General features: G+C 73.0%; 11 protein-coding genes. 4 read left to right on the top strand and 7 right to left on the bottom strand.

From position 1 onward, the window contains the following. Positions 1–196 precede the first annotated feature (196 nt). A complete protein-coding gene (gene paaK, locus OHT61_RS02200; protein WP_329034537.1) occupies positions 197–1,486 on the top strand; it encodes a phenylacetate--CoA ligase PaaK in 1,290 nt (429 codons plus the stop codon). A gap of 223 nt (positions 1,487–1,709) precedes the next feature. On the opposite strand, the gene OHT61_RS02205 is transcribed toward paaK, so the two are convergent. The 3 genes from OHT61_RS02205 to OHT61_RS02215 all read right to left on the bottom strand — a co-directional run bounded on the left by OHT61_RS02205 (position 1,710) and on the right by OHT61_RS02215 (position 5,004). Next, positions 1,710–2,657 carry a class F sortase gene (locus OHT61_RS02205; RefSeq protein WP_329043059.1) on the bottom strand — a complete coding sequence of 316 codons (948 nt, stop codon included), beginning with the start codon at positions 2,655–2,657 and terminating at the stop codon, positions 1,710–1,712. A gap of 88 nt (positions 2,658–2,745) precedes the next feature. Further along, positions 2,746–3,243, bottom strand: a complete 498-nt coding sequence (locus tag OHT61_RS02210; protein WP_329034538.1) for a sortase — start codon at positions 3,241–3,243, stop codon at positions 2,746–2,748. A 249-nt stretch (positions 3,244–3,492) separates the two neighbouring features. Beyond that, a complete protein-coding gene (locus OHT61_RS02215) occupies positions 3,493–5,004 on the bottom strand; it encodes an acyl-CoA synthetase (RefSeq protein WP_329034539.1) in 1,512 nt (503 codons plus the stop codon). A 358-nt stretch (positions 5,005–5,362) separates the two neighbouring features. On the opposite strand from OHT61_RS02215, the gene OHT61_RS02220 reads away from it, so the two are divergent. Both OHT61_RS02220 and OHT61_RS02225 read left to right on the top strand, forming a co-directional pair. Beyond that, positions 5,363–7,231 (top strand): serine hydrolase, encoded by a 1,869-nt coding sequence (locus OHT61_RS02220; RefSeq protein WP_329034541.1) that lies wholly within the window; start codon positions 5,363–5,365, stop codon positions 7,229–7,231. A 27-nt stretch (positions 7,232–7,258) separates the two neighbouring features. After that, positions 7,259–7,903, top strand: coding sequence for an SIMPL domain-containing protein (locus OHT61_RS02225; RefSeq protein ID WP_329034542.1), 645 nt, complete (start codon positions 7,259–7,261; stop codon positions 7,901–7,903). 104 nt (positions 7,904–8,007) lie between these two features. On the opposite strand, the gene OHT61_RS02230 is transcribed toward OHT61_RS02225, so the two are convergent. After that, positions 8,008–9,582: a phytoene desaturase family protein gene (locus tag OHT61_RS02230; protein ID WP_329034544.1), complete on the bottom strand. Its 1,575-nt coding sequence runs from the start codon at positions 9,580–9,582 to the stop codon at positions 8,008–8,010. Between the two features lie 147 nt (positions 9,583–9,729). On the opposite strand from OHT61_RS02230, the gene OHT61_RS02235 reads away from it, so the two are divergent. Next, a complete protein-coding gene (locus OHT61_RS02235; protein ID WP_329034546.1) occupies positions 9,730–10,356 on the top strand; it encodes a DinB family protein in 627 nt (208 codons plus the stop codon). Between the two features lie 2 nt (positions 10,357–10,358). Here OHT61_RS02235 and OHT61_RS02240 read toward each other — a convergent pair whose 3' ends face one another. The 3 genes from OHT61_RS02240 to OHT61_RS02250 all read right to left on the bottom strand — a co-directional run bounded on the left by OHT61_RS02240 (position 10,359) and on the right by OHT61_RS02250 (position 14,899). Next, the gene (locus OHT61_RS02240; RefSeq protein WP_329034548.1) at positions 10,359–12,602 is read right to left on the bottom strand and encodes a serine/threonine-protein kinase; all 2,244 of its coding nucleotides are present in this window, start codon (positions 12,600–12,602) and stop codon (positions 10,359–10,361) included. 68 nt (positions 12,603–12,670) lie between these two features. Continuing rightward, positions 12,671–13,606, bottom strand: coding sequence for an oxygenase MpaB family protein (locus OHT61_RS02245; protein WP_329034550.1), 936 nt, complete (start codon positions 13,604–13,606; stop codon positions 12,671–12,673). A gap of 141 nt (positions 13,607–13,747) precedes the next feature. Continuing rightward, positions 13,748–14,899, bottom strand: a complete 1,152-nt coding sequence (locus OHT61_RS02250) for a methyltransferase (RefSeq protein WP_329034552.1) — start codon at positions 14,897–14,899, stop codon at positions 13,748–13,750. Positions 14,900–14,966 lie beyond the last annotated feature (67 nt).

Genomic DNA, 14,966 nt, shown 5'->3' on the forward strand with positions numbered 1-14,966 from the left:
GCTCCGGTTCGAAGGAGGCGGGGCGCGGTCGTGCGGGGGCGGCTGCCGTACCGGCTGACGGGATGCGGTGCCAGGGGGGTCCGGGAGTTTTCCACAGGCTGGGCCCGGCCCTTGCCAGATGGCCCCGCATCCTGAATTACTGCTCCCAGGGAACGACCGAATGGTCGGTCGTCCGTCGCCGGGGAGGATGATCCGTATGACGGCGCTGCTGGATGCCGGAGAGCGGCTCGGCCGCGACGAGCTCGAAGCGCTGCAGCTGGAGCGCCTCCGGGCCACGCTGCGGCACGCGTACGAGAACGTCGGCTTCTACCGGACCGCGTTCGACAAGGCCGGACTGCGGCCCGAGGACTGCCGCACCCTCGCGGACCTCGCCCGCTTTCCGTTCACCGTGAAGGCCGACCTGCGTGACAACTACCCCTTCGGGATGTTCGCCGTCCCCGAGGACCGGGTGCGGCGGATCCACGCCTCCAGCGGCACGACGGGCCGGCCCACGGTGGTCGGCTACACCGCGCGAGACCTGGACACCTGGGCGGACGTCGTGGCCCGCTCGATCAGGGCGGCCGGCGGGCGCCCGGGGCACAAGGCCCATGTGGCGTACGGCTACGGGCTGTTCACGGGCGGCCTCGGTGCCCACTACGGCGCCGAGCGGCTCGGTTGCACGGTCATTCCGGCGTCCGGTGGGATGACCGCGCGTCAGGTGCAGCTCATCCAGGACTTCCGGCCCGAGATCATCATGATCACGCCGTCGTACATGCTCACCCTCCTGGACGAGTTCGAGCGCCAGGGTGTCGACCCGCGCTCAACGTCCCTGAAGGTCGGCATCTTCGGCGCCGAACCCTGGACCGAGCAGATGCGCCGGGAGATCGAGGAGCGGTTCGCGATCGACGCGGTGGACATATACGGGTTGTCGGAGGTGATGGGGCCGGGTGTGGCGCAGGAGTGTGTCGAGACCAAGGACGGCCTGCACATCTGGGAGGACCACTTCTATCCGGAGGTCGTCGACCCGTTCACCGGGGAGGTCCTGCCGGACGGGGAGGAGGGCGAGCTGGTCTTCACCTCGCTGACGAAGGAGGCCATGCCGGTGATCCGCTACCGGACCCGCGACCTCACGCGTCTGCTGCCGGGCACCGCACGCGTCTTCCGGCGGATGGAGAAGGTCACCGGGCGCAGCGACGACATGGTGATCCTGCGCGGGGTGAACCTCTTTCCGACCCAGATCGAGGAGATCGTGCTCCGGACACCTGGGGTGGCGCCCCACTTCCAGTTGCGGCTGACCCGCGAAGGACGTCTCGACGCCCTGACGGTGCGGGCGGAGGCACGGGCGAGTGCCACGGCGGGCGACCGCGCGGCGGCCGCGCGGTCGATCGCGTCCGCCGTGAAGGACGGGGTCGGCGTGAGCGTCGAGGTCGAGATCGTCGACCCCGAGACGCTCGAGCGGTCCGTGGGCAAGATCAGGCGCATCGTCGATCTGCGGGAGGGCGGCTGACGAGGCGCGTCGGTGCGCCCCGGGGCGCGATGCGCCGAGCGGGGCGCGACGTGACGGCATGGGGGCAGGACCGGCGACCGTGCGTCGGCGTGAGGAGGTCGGGGACGCTGTCAGGGAGGTGGACGCCGTCAGCGGGACGCGGCCGGAGAGCCCGACGCCGTCAGCCGGACGCGGTCAGGGAGCGGGGAACGGTCGGCTGACCACGCTCCGGGAGAAGACGCCGTCAGCGGGACGCGGTCAGGGAGGCGAAGACCACGACGTTGTCCCGGTAGCCGGACTTCTTGTCGTAGACGCCCCCGCAGGTGATCACCCGTAGCTCGGGGCGGGCCGAGGGCCCGTAGACCTTCGCGTCGGGGAAGCTCTTCTTGCCGTAGGTCTCGACGGCGTAGACGGTGAACACCGCGGTGCTCAGGTCCTCCCGGACGATCTCCACGGTCGCCCCTGTGCGCATCAGCGCCAGGGTCTGGAAGACACCGGGACCGAGGCGGGTGTCCACGTGTCCGGCGGTGACGGCGGTACCCACGGCACCCGGAACCGTGCCCCCGGCGTACCACCCCGCGAGCACCGGATTGTTGTCGGGCGGGGGCTTCAGGGCGCCCGCGGCGTCCAGGCCCAGCTTCATCAGGGGCGCGTCCACCTTGAGGCTGGGAATGCGCAGGCGGGTGGGCGTCACGGGCGGAAGCGGCCGGACGGCGGGCCGCGCCGGGAGGGTGCTCCGGCCGGGCGCGGGACGCGGCGAGGCCGTGGGGGCTTCACCCGGGCGTGCGGGCGCCGGTCCGGTCGGTGGGAGGAAGCCCGCTGCCGGGAGCAGTGGCGCCGGCCGGGCCGGGGGCCGGGGGACGAGGGCCGGCGGCGCGGTGGGCCGGCGGACGAGGGCGGGGGTGCGGGGCTCGGGGTGTTCCGCCGCCGCGTACGGCAGCGCGGTGTACGGCGGCGCGGGCCAGACCGGCACCGAACGGGCCGGTCGGCCCGCCGGGTTCGGCATGGGGGCCGCGGGCGGTGCGGGGGCCGCGGGCGGTGCGGGGGCCGCGGCGGCGGCCGGGGGCTGGGGCGGCCTGTCGTCGCGCAGCCCGGTGATCACGAGCACGGTCCCCGCCACCAGTGCCCAGACGATGTGCTTCACGGCCGGGAAGGTCTGGGACGTCGGGCTGTTCGTGGGCACGGTCTCCATCGTGTGCCTCTGCTTCACGGGGTCGGTGGGGGGGGTCCGGGGCCCCGGGAGCGAGAAGTCCGGGGCCCGCGGACGGGAGCCGTGCGGTTCAGCCGCGTGCGGCGGCGGCGCGGCGGCGCATCCTGACCACTCCCCCGGCCGCCGCCCCGGCGAGCAGCAGGCTGCCCAGCGCGAGCTGGGTGCTCGTGTCCGTGGGGGTACCGAAGCCGGCGTCCACGCCGCCGCTCGGGGCACGGTCGGTGATGCGGTAGGTGTCCGTCATCTTGATCCGGGGAGGACACTTCACGGTGACGGTGTCCGTACCGGGCGCCGCGTCCTTCGGGATCTCGAACACACCGACGAGCACGCCCTTGCGGTCGCCCTCGAAGAGGTGGAAGGCGCCGCCCGCCTCCGACGTTCCCTTGCCGTAGGTCTCCTTGCCGCAGGCCCTGGTGCTGACAGTGACCTGTGCGCCGGGCGAGGCGTGCGCCGGGCTGATGCGGATGGTCTGTTCACCGGCCGGGTCGGCCGCCTCCGCCACGGGGGCCGCGAAGGCAAGGGAACCTACGGCCAGACAGATACCCGCACCGATGCGTGTGTTGCGCATGTGGATCCTCCAACGGGAGCAGGGTCCGGCCGGAGTGCGCGGCACCTCTGCTGTGCTCCACCTCCGAGGCAACCGACACCCCGTCACCCCCGCAACACGTGGTGCCACCACGCATGTCACCCGGCCGGGCCCGGAGTCGCACGTCGAGGCGCTCGTTTGCCCAGGTCATCCGATCCCGGACGGAAGCTGAGGAGGAATCATGCCCGCGACGGCGAACGGGCTAAGGGGTGGGCCCCGTCGGACGGGGGGTCAGCCGCCCGCCCCGGTGTACCGGTCCCGCAGCTCCCTCTTCAGGATCTTTCCGCTGGCGTTGCGCGGGAGTTCACCGACGAACAACACCCGCTTCGGGGCCTTGAAAGGTGCGAGCCGCTCGCGGGCGTGACCGATCAGCTCGGCCTCCGTCGCCTCGCCGCGGAGCACCACGAAGGCCGTGACCGCCTCGATCCAGCGCGGGTCCGGGAGCCCGACCACGGCCGTCTCCGCCACAGCCGGATGGGTGTAGAGGACATCCTCCACCTGGCGGGAGGCGACGAGCACCCCTCCCGAGTTGATGACGTCCTTCACCCGGTCGACGACCGTGAAGTAGCCGTCGGTGTCGCGCACCGCGAGGTCACCGGAGCGGAACCAGCCGTCGCGGAAGGCCTCGGCGCTCTCCTCCGGCTTGTCCCAGTAGCCCCGGCACAGCTGCGGGGAGCGGTAGACGACTTCACCCGCCTCCCCGTCGGGGACCTCCTTGCCCGCGTCGTCGACCACTCTCGCCTCGACGAAGAGCACGGGGCGCCCGCAGGAGTCCATCCGCCCCTCGTGCTCGTCGGGGCCCAGCACGGTGGCGAGGGGCCCGATCTCGCTCTGCCCGAAGCAGTTGTAGAAGGCCAGTCCCGGCAGCCGCTCGCGCAGACGCTCGAGCACCGGAACGGGCATGATCGAAGCGCCGTAGTACGCCTTGCGCAGGGCGCCGAGCTCGCGGGTCGCGAAATCCGGATGGTTGGCGAGTCCGATCCAGACCGTCGGCGGCGCGAAGAGGCTGTCCGCCCGTCCGGCCTCGATCAGGTCGAAGATCCGCCCGGCGTCCGGTGCGTCGAGGACCGTGTTCTCGGCGCCCACGGCGAGGTACGGCAGCAGGAACACGTGCATCTGCGCGGAGTGGTAGAGCGGCAGCGAGTGCACGGGCCGGTCGGTGGCGCGCAGGTCCAGGGCGGTGACGGCACTGACGTACTCGTGCACCAGCGCGCCGTGCGTCATCATCGCGCCCTTGGGCAGGGCCGTGGTGCCGGAGGTGTAGAGGAGCTGCACCAGGTCGTCGGCGCCGGGTTCGCGCGCGGGCGCGAAGGGGCGCGGCGTGTCCAGTTCGTCCAGCAGGGAGTCCGGGGCATCCCGGAGCGCCCGTACGGCGTGACCGGCCGGGACGCGGGGTGCGAGGTCGGGGTCGGTGAGGACGAGCGCGCTGCCGGACTGCCCGATGATGTACTCCAGGTCCTCGCCCGTGAGGTTCTGATTGACCGGCACGTGCACCAGCCCGGCCCGGGCGCAGGCCAGGTAGGCGATCAGATACGCGTCGGAGTTGTGGGCGTAGGTCGCCACCCGGTCGCCGAAGCCCAGTCCGTGCTCGTCCGTCAGGACCGCGGCAGCGGTGCTGACCGCCTCGTCCAGCGCGGCGTAGGTCCAGGTCCGTCCGGCGTACCTGAGCGCGGTGCGCCCGGGGGTGCGTCGTGCGCTGCGTGTGAGGACGCCGTCCACTGTGCTGCTGCGTACACCTGTCATGGCGTGATCCTGGGTGGCGGGGCGCCGGGGGTCAAGAGCCGTGGGCGCCGGTGTCGACGGTCCGTGCGGCCGTCTCCCGCACCGTCGAGGGCTGCCGTTGCCGCGGCCGGTCCCGGCGCCGGTCGGTGCCCGGCGGGCCCGTGAGGAGCGGTCGCCCGGCCGCCGGGGAGAAGACGGGGCGAAGGAGACGTGACCGGACAAGGCGACTGTCGTCACGTCAGATTCTTTCGTCGTCCCAGGGACACGAGGGGCTGCCGTGACAGTAGCCTCTGGTTCGGCAGGAAGTTTCATCGCCGTACGAGATTTCGAAAGTTACTTTCGCGCAGGGTGCTTTCGACGTGAGGGGAAGGGGTTCCGGATGGCCGGATACGTGTCGGACCGGGGAATGAGCCGTCGGAGGCTGGGCAGCGGGATACTGGCTCTGGGCGGGGCACTCGCCCTCGCTCCGCTTCCCCTGGCGGGTGCCGCGGGACCGGCGCTCGCCGCGGGCCGGGCCCCGGAGGACGGCGGGACTCCGGGCAGGACATCGGGAACCGGGACGGTCATGGAACCAGGGCGGAACCGGCCCACTCTGCGGCGCGGCCCGGCAGCGCGGGCCGGCCTGCTGCCGGATCAGCTGGACCGGCTGGTCGCCGATGCGGAGAAGTACCTCTCCGACTCCCCCACGCACCCCTGGTACGCGGGCGCGGTCCTGCTCGCCGGCCGGGGCGGCACCGTGGCCCTGCACCGTCCGATCGGCTCGGCGGTGCGCTACTCGGCGTACGACGAGAAGACGGACAGCGGGGTGGAGTTCCCCGCGGACCAGCAGATCCCCATGGCCGAGGACACGGTCTTCGACCTGGCGTCGGTGTCAAAGCTGTTCACCTCGATCCTCGCCGTCCAGCAGATCGAGCGCGGAGCGCTGACGCTGGAAGCGCGGGTGGCCTCGTACCTCCCCGAGTTCGCCGGGGGCGGCAAGCAGGACGTGACGGTGCGGCAGCTCCTCACCCACACGTCGGGCTTCCGGGCCTGGATCCCGCTCTACAAGGAGCCGACCCGGGAGGGACAGCTCCGCCTCCTGTGGGAGGAGGTCCCCGCGTCCACTCCGGGCAGCAAGTACCTCTACTCCGACCTGAATCTGATCTCGCTGCAGCTGATCCTGGAGAAGATCACCGGCCGCACCCAGGACGTCCTGCTCCGCGAGGAGATCACCGCTCCGCTCGGAATGCACCGCACGCGGTACAACCCGCCCGCCTCCTGGAAGCCGAAGATCGCGGCGACCGAGGACTCCCGCCTTCCCTGGTCCGGTCTCGAACGCGGGCTCGTCTGGGGCGAGGTGCACGACGAGAACGCGTACGGCTTCGGGGGTGTGGCGGGGCACGCGGGGGTCTTCTCCTGCGCCTGGGACCTCGCGATCCTGGCGCGCACCCTGCTCAACGGCGGCGTCTACGGCAGGTCCCGGATCCTGTCCGAGGATTCCGTGGAGCTGATGTTCACCGACTTCAACACGGCGTTCCCCGGCGACGAGCACGGTCTGGGCTTCGAGCTCTACCAGCACTGGTACATGGGCGCGATGGCCACCCCGCGCACCGCGGGTCACACCGGTTTCACGGGTACGAGCCTGGTCCTCGACCCGACCACGGACTCCTTCCTGATCGTCCTGGGCAACTCCGTGCACCCGGTGCGCACCTGGCGTTCGGGAAGCGCCCCCCGGGTGGCCACGGCCAACCGGATGGCGCGCGCGGTGCCGGTCCGTCCGGCACGGGGCGGCACCGCCTGGTTCTCCGGCATGGCGAGCGCCACCACCGCGACGCTGACACTCCCCGCGCTGCGCCCCTCCTCCTCGCAGCCCGTACTGAGCTGCGGCCTGTGGTGGGACACCGAACCGGCGTCCGACTCCCTGCGCCTGGAGGCGTCCTCGGACTCCGGCGCGACCTGGCAGCCCGTCGCCTTCACCACGGTGCCCGCAGAGGGGGCGCGGCCCAGGAACTCCAGCGCGCATCCGGACGGCTCGGTCTCGGGGTGGTCGGGACGCGTCTGGCACTCCCTGGAGGCGGACCTGAGCGCGTGGCGCGGCACGCAGGTGCGGATCCGCTGGCGTTACACGACCGACCAGCTGTACGTGGGGCGTGGTGTGTACGTGGACGCGCTACGGGTGCGGGACGGCCGCCGGACACTCTTCGACGAGAGGAAGCCGGGCGACGCCGGCCGCATCGAGGCGACCGGGTGGACCGTTTCCGCCGACTGAGCCGGTCCTGCTGGTTGGATGGCCGGCATGAACGGAACCCAGTCCATAGAGGCGCCCTGGGGCGTGTCGGTGTTCGGGGCGGCGAGCGTGGACGCCGCGCCCGACCTGGCACGCCTGCGGGTCGCGATATCCCAGACCAGGAACAAGCCCGGCGAGGCGTTCGAGGCCACGCGGAGCGGGGTGAACCGCATCCGGGAGGTCCTGCGCGGCCACCGGGTGCCGGAGACAGCCGTGTCCACGTCCAGGCTGAACCTCCACTCCCAGTGGACCTACGGCGGCGAACGCACCTTCGTGGGGTATGAGTGCACCGCGTCCTTCGTGATCGAACTCCGCGACCTCGACAGCCTGGAGACGGTGCTCGTCGAGGTCGTCGAGGCCGGGGCCAACGAGGTCAAGGGCGTCGAGTTCGATGTGCGGACGAAGAGGGAGCTCCGTGCCAGGGCCCGTGCGGCGGCCGTGGCCGCCGCACGGGAGAAGGCCGCCCTGTACGCGGAGGCGGCGGGAGCGCAGCTCGGTCCCGTCGTCCACATCAAGGACGTGGACGCCGAGCAGGTGCAGAACTACCGCAGTCACAGCAGCCACGACTCCGGCGGCGGCGAAGGTGATCTGACGCCGGGCAAGGTGACGGTGTCGGCGGGGGTCGTGCTCGGCTTCTCGCTCATCGGCGGCTGAGCGGACACCTCAGGGCACATGTGCGGAGCGTGGGCCGCGCCCGGAGAGACTGCCCACGCCCCGCACCTCCTTCCGGCGCGCCGCGCCCCTGCGACCCGTCGGGCTCATCTGCCCAGGGCCGCCATGGCCGCGTTGTGACCGGGTACGCCGCTGACCCCGCCGCCGCGCACCGCGCCCGCGCCGCACAGCAGGACGTTGGCGTGGGAGGTCTCGACACCCCAGCGGCCGGTGTCCTCGCCGGCGTACGGGAAGGACAGGTCCCGGTGGAAGATGTGCCCGCCGGGCAGCCCGAGTTCGCGCTCCAGGTCGAGCGGTGTCTTCGCCTCGATGCACGGCTTCCCCGTGGCGTCGACGGCGAGGCAGTCGGCGATCGGCTCGTCGAGGTGGGCGTCGAGCTGGGTCAGGGTCGCGGCGAGCAGGGCCGTGCGCGTCGCCTCGTTGTCCGCCTCGAAGAGCCGGGCGGGCGTGTGCAGGCCGAAGAGGGTCAGGGTCTGGTAGCCGCGCTCCGCGAGGCCGGGGCCGAGGATCGACGGGTCGGTCAGGGAGTGGCAGTAGATCTCGGAGGGCGGGGCGCCGGGGGGACGCCCGGACGCCGCCTCACGGTACGCGGCGGCCAGTTGCTCGTATCCCTCGGCGACGTGGAACGTCCCGGCGAACGCCCGGTGCGGGTCGACGGCACGGTCACGCAGCCTCGGCAGCCGCGTGAGCAGCATGTTCACCTTCAGCTGGGAGCCCTCGGCCGCGGGTGGCGGCTTCTCGCCGAGCAGTTCGGCGAGCGCCCGGGGCGACGCGTTGACCAGGACCCGCCGCGCGGCGACGACGTGTTCCCCGTCGGGTGAGCGGACGGTGACCTCCGCACGCGCCCCGTCCGTCTCGATGCGCGTCGCCTCGTGCAGGACCCGGATCTCGGCGCCGGCGGCCGACGCGGCACCGGCCAGCGCGTCGGTGAGCGCGCCCATCCCGCCGACCGGCACGTCCCAGTCGCCGGTGGAGTTGCCGATCACGTGGTAGAGGAAGCAGCGGTTCTGGAGGAGCGACGGGTCGTGGGCGTCGGCGAACGTGCCGATGAGCGCGTCGGTGAGCACGACTCCGCGTACGAGGTCGTCGCTGAAGTACCGCTCCACCGCGACTCCGACGGGTTCCTCGAACAGCATCCGCCAGACCTCTTCGTCGTCCACGCGGTCCCGCAGGGCGTCGCGGGTGACGAGCGGTTCGGTGAGGGTCGGGAAGACACGCTCGGCGGCCTTCCGCGTCACCCCGTAGAAGCGCTCCCAGGCGTCGTACTCACGGTCGCTCCCGGTGAGCGCGGCGAACGAGCCGCGCGTCCCGTCTCCGCCGACGAGCAGTCCCGTCGAACGGCCGCCGCGCGTCGTGGGGGTGTACGAGGAGACGGTGCGCTTGCGCACGGCGAAGTCGAGGCCCAGTTCGCGCACGATCTTCCCCGGGAGGAGCGAGACCAGGTAGGAGTACCGGGAGAGCCGGGCGTCGACGCCTTCGAACGGGCGCGTCGACACGGCCGCGCCTCCGGTGCCGGCGAGACGTTCGAGGACGAGGACCGACCGGCCGGCGCGGGCGAGGTAGGCGGCGGCGACCAGGCCGTTGTGACCGCCGCCCACGACGACCGCGTCGTAGTCGCCGCGCGAGGGCGCGCCGGGTGAGGACATCTGTTCTGCGGGCATGTCCCTTCGTAACACGCGCTGATCGCCCGTGGACAGAGGGCGGGCGGGCCCGGCGCGAGTGCCCGGAAGCGCTGGGCGGGGCGGGGGGTGCTGTGGCAGGGTGCTCGCCCCGGACGTTTCCCGCCCCGTACACACGAGGAGCCCCCCATGGACACCCCCGCACGTCTGATTCCGCTGCTGGAGCAGTTCGACTGGGCGCGCGAGCGGCTCGTGAACCGCATGGCGGGGCCTACGGCCGACAGCGGGAACGGAACCGACGTGGAGGTCACGGTCCTGACCGACGCGGAGTACCTGTGGGAACCCGTCAAGGACTGCTGGTCCGTGCGCCGGCACAGCGCGGGGCCGGGTCCGGGCGCGACGTCCCTGACGGGCTCGGGCGACTGGGGGCGTGACACGGGGCCGTTCCCGCATCCTTCCCCGCCGCCCTTCACGACCCTCGCGTGGCGCCTGAGCCACCTCAGCGAACTGCTCGCCCTGCGCGCCGACCACACGGCGGGGGAGCACGGCATGACTCGGGACGACTACCGCGTGGTGGGTGACGCCGCAGGTGCGGTCGCGGACTTCGAGGCGTCGGCGGACGCATGGCGCTCGGCACTCGTGGGCGCCGACGACGCGGCACTCGACACGGTCGGCCACAGCACCTATCCGTACGGCAGCGACCCGGAGGACCCGTTCATCGACACCGTCTGGTGGGTCAACCAGGAGATCCTGCACCACGGGGCCGAGATCGCCCTGCTCCGCGACCTGTACCGCGCGCGGGGCGCCTCGGCCTGACGTCAGTGCGGGGACGGCCCCCGCTCCCGGCTCAGGTCGGCGACGCGCCGGTACAGGTCTGCGGCCTCGGCGCCCCGGCCGAGCTGCTCCAGGCAGTGGGCCTCGTCGTTGCGGCCTGCGAGGGCGTCGGGGTGGTGGACTCCCAGTACGCGTTCGCGGGCCTCGGCGACCACCCGGTAGCCGGTCAGGGCCTCATCCCACCGGCCGAGCCAGCCCAGGCCGACGGCGACCTCGCGCCGGCTGACGAGCGTGTCGGGATGGTCGGGGCCCAGCGTGCGGACCCGGATCGCACACACCTCGCGCGACTCGGCGAGCGCCTCCTCCCAGCGTGCGAGCCGCCCGAGGCTGACGCAGAGGCCGTGCCGGGCACGAAGCGTCTCGGGGTCGGCCGCGCCGCTCACCCGCGCACGGTCCTCGGCGAGCCCCCGGTAGAGCTCCAGGGCCTCGGCGCTGCGGCCGAGCCGGCCGAGGCTGACGCCCATCTCGTAGCGGGCGGCGAGGGTGCCGGGGTGGTCGGCGCCCAGCGTGTCGGTGCGGGCCCGCACCACCTCGCGGTAGGTGCGCAGGGCCTCGGTCCAGCGCTCCAGGCGGCCCAGGGTGCAGGCCACTTCGTACAGGGTGGCCAGGGTGTCCGGGTGCGCCGCGCCGAGGAGACGGCGCCTGGCGTCGGCCACCTCGCGGGCCATGCGGTACGACTCCTCGGGGCGGCCCAGCCTGCTGAGGTTGAAGGCCAGGTTGTGGCGGCAGCGCAGGGTGTCGGGATGGTCCGGCCCCATGGAACGCTCGCGGGAGGCGAGGACCGCCGCGTACACCTGGTGCGCCTCGAAGTGCCGGCCCAGGTGGCCGAGTACGTACGCGGTCTCCTGCCGCGCGGCGAGGGTGTCGGGGTGGTCGGGGCCGAGGACCCGTTCCCGGCCGTCGGCGGCCCGGCCGAACGCGCGCAGCGCGTCCTCGGCCCGCCCGGTGCGGCTGAGGGCGTATCCGGCCTCGTACCCGCTGGCCAGCGTGTCGGGGTGGTCGGGGCCGAGGGCGTGGCGTCGTGCGGTGGCCACCTCGCGGTGCACCTCCGCGGCCTCCTCCCAGTGGCCGAGCCGCCCCAGGTTCAGTCCCGCGCGGTGACGGCTGGCCAGGGTGGCGAGCAGTTCGGGCGCCGGGGCGGGGCGGCCGTGGCCGGCGGGCGGGAACGCACCGGTGAGCACGGACGGAGCCGCCGTCGTCCAGGATCCGGTCAGGTCGCTCGTGTGGTCGGGGGCCGCCGTCGTGGTCCGTGCGGTGTCACCTGCGGCCTTGGGGCCGCTGGTCATGTGCCGTGTCCAGGACGGCAGTCGGGCCGGGCCGTCCACGCCCCGCGCCGGCGGCGGGGCCGGGGAGCCGTGTGGGCCGGCCGGCTGCTCGCCGGTGCGGCCGACCGCGATGCGCTGCCGCAGGTCTCCGGCGTCGGCCGGCCTCTCGTCCGGCGTCTTGGCCAGCAGGTCGAGGACGACCCGGTCGAGGAATCCGGGGAGTTCGGCCCGCCGGGCGCGCGGCGGCTCCGGGGCGGTGTCGCGGTGCCCCACGAGGACGGCCCAGGCGTCGTCCATGTCGAACGGTGGTGCGCCCGTGGCGATCTCGTACAGCACGCAGCCCAGGGAGTACAGGTCGCTGCGGTGGTCGACCTCACCCCCGCCGATCTGCTCGGGTGACATGTAGTGCGGGGTCCCCATCGCGATCCCGGTACCGGTGAGGCGTGAGGTGAAGCCGATGTCGTGGCCGAGCCTGGCGATGCCGAAGTCGCAGATCTTCACCGCTCCGTCGTCGAGCCGCATGATGTTGGCGGGCTTGAGGTCGCGGTGCACGATGCCCTGCTGATGGGTGTAGCCGAGAGCGTCGGCGACCTGGTCGGCGATGTCGACGACGTCGGCCACCGGCAGCGGCTTCTGCCGGTTGTCCTCCAGGAGCTGGCTGAGGTTGCGTCCCTCCAGGAGTTCCATGACGAGATACAGGACCCCGTCGAACTCGCCGAAGTCGTGGACGACGGTGACGCCCCGGTGCTGGAGCGCGGCGGCCACCCGCGCCTCGCGGCGGAAGCGCTCGCGCAGGACGCGCGTGAAGTCCTTGTCGTGCTGCGGCCCCACCGGTTTCAGGCACTTGACGGCCACCTGGCGGCCGAGTGCCTCGTCCCGCGCGCGCCACACCTCGCCCATGCCCCCGCGCCCGATGAGATCGAGCAGCCGGTAGCGGCTCTGGATCAGCCTCGTGTCCGCCATCGCCCGTTACCGCCCCCGTCTGCCTCGCACTGCCCGCCCGGGCCTCGTCCGGACCGCGCCGGGCTCACCTACCCTGCCCCGGCCCGATCCGAAGGGCGCTCCCCCGGCCCCGCGCCCTCTTCGGCACCGTCCAGTATGGCGCCCAGCCTGCGGAGTTCGTACGGGGTGGGTCTGCTGCCCGGGCCCAGTCGTGCCATCGCCTTCGCGATGTGGCGTGGAGGCAGACGACGGCGCAGGCGGGCGGGGACGAGGCGCAGGAGCGCCCCCGTGGCGCGCAGGCGGCGGTCGGCCACCGCCGGAGCGGGCGCGGGCCTGCCGTACAGCTCGTGGGCGTACGCGGGCAGGGAGTCGTAGGCGAGGGCGGCCACCCGCCGCCACAGCAGGGCACGCGCCGGAACGAGGAGGGCGGGTACGGGCGGGCTGCGCAGGAAGTCGTCGACCTCCCGTGCCTCCGCACCCGCTGCCAGCCGGGGACGGATGCCTTCGAAGTAGGCGCGTAGGGCGGCGGCCGAGCCGGGCACTCCGGAGGGGTCGAGGCCGACGAGCCGGGCGGACTCGCGCTGTTCGTCGACGTAGCGGTCGGCCAGGGCGTCGCTGAGCGGGAAGCCGGAGCGGCGCTCGACCTGGAGGTAGGAGTCCACCTCCGCGCAGTGCACCCAGAGCAGGAGTTCCGGTTCGTCGATGCCGTAGACCTCGCCGGTGGCCGGGTCGGTGGCCCGCAGGAGCCGGTGGATCCTGCGGACCCTGGCGCCGTACTTCTCGGCCGCGCCCGTGGTGCCGTAGCTGAGCGTGCCGACGAAGTCCGCGGTGCGCAGCAGTCGTCCCCAGGCGTCCTTGCGGAAGTCGCTGTTCTGCAGGACGCCGCGCAGGGCGCGCGGGTGCAGGGCCTGCAGGTAGAGGGCCCGTACCCCGGCCACCCACATCATGGGATCGCCGTGCATCTGCCAGGTGACGGAGTGGGGGCCGAACAGTCCGGGATCCGCGCCTTCCACGGTGCCGTCCATGGGCTCGCCCCTTTCCGCCCGGGTGGAACCGGGGCCGGCTCCGGCAGTGCGCCGTGGCCCGTCACCGCCGGCCCGGCGTCCTCGTACGGTTCCATGGATACCGCACCCCGGCGCGTTCCGGGGAGGGCGCCGGCAGGGGGATCAGCGCTTGACGGCCCGCAGGACGACGAACTTGGGGTCGCCCGCGACGGTGACGCAGTTGCCGAAGATCCGGCGCAGCTGTGTGTGGTAGCCGAGGTGGCGGTTGCCGACCACCCACAGCTCACCGCCCTGCCGCAGCGAGGCGTGTGCTCCCCGGAACATGTTCCGGGCCGTGGCGTCGGTGACCGCCTGGTGCGAGTGGAACGGCGGGTTGGTGAGGACGAGGTCCACGCTCCGCGGTGCCACGTCCGCCATCGCGTCCCCGACCACGAAGGCGGCATCGGCGTCCGTGTTCGCCCGGAAGGTCGCCTCGGCCGAGGCGACGGCCTGGTACGACTCGTCGATGAAGGTGACGGACGCCGCGGGGTTGGCGAGCGCGGCGGCGGTGCCGACGACGCCGTTCCCGCAGCCGAGGTCGACGACGTGGTCGGGGCCCGACCGCGCGGGGAGGTGCTTCAGGAAGAAGCGGGTGCCGACGTCGAGGCGCTCGGCGCAGAAGATCCCCGCGTGGTTGGTGACGGTCCGCCCGGAGGCCACGCCGATGTCGTCGGGCAGGTCGTAGTGGTACGGCCAGGGGCTGGGGGTCCTGGGCAGCGAGGGATCGGGCGTGCAGTGGATCAGCCGCGCCTTCTTGACCGCGAGGGATGTGCGGGTGGGCCCGATGATCCGCTCGAACAGCTTCAGCGTGGAGGTGTGGATCTCCTTCACCATGCCGGTGCCGATGACGACGGTCCCCGCGTGCACGGCGGGCGCGAGCCGGTGCAGCTGGTCCTCCAGGAGCGCGAGGCTCTTGGGTACGCGGACGAGCAGCAGGTCCACGCGCTCGGGCGGGGTGTCACGGGCCGACAGCATCCGGACGGAGTCCGCCGGGACGCCGTTGCGCCCGAGGTTGGCGGTGGTCGCCCGCCGGGTGAGGTAGGAGTCGCTGATCTGCACGGGCCGGTGGGCGGCCAGCGCGGTGGTGAGAGCCCCCCAGCGGTCGCCCACGACGGCGACGGTGCCGGACGGGTGGACGGGTTCGCTCCCCTCGTCGCCGTCCAGCCTCCGCAGCAGGTACTCGTCGGCGGCGTCCCACGCCCGGAGCGGATCGCGCGGGTTCTCGGGGAAGCGGGCCAGCTCGAATTCGCCCTGTGACGTCGTCAAACGGTTCATATTGCGTTCAGGCTATCCGAGCGGCGGGCGGTGCCCCGCACACCGCCCGTCCGACGGCACCGCCCGG

This window comes from Streptomyces sp. NBC_00178 (genome assembly GCF_036206005.1).
In the GTDB taxonomy this organism is placed as follows: domain Bacteria; phylum Actinomycetota; class Actinomycetes; order Streptomycetales; family Streptomycetaceae; genus Streptomyces.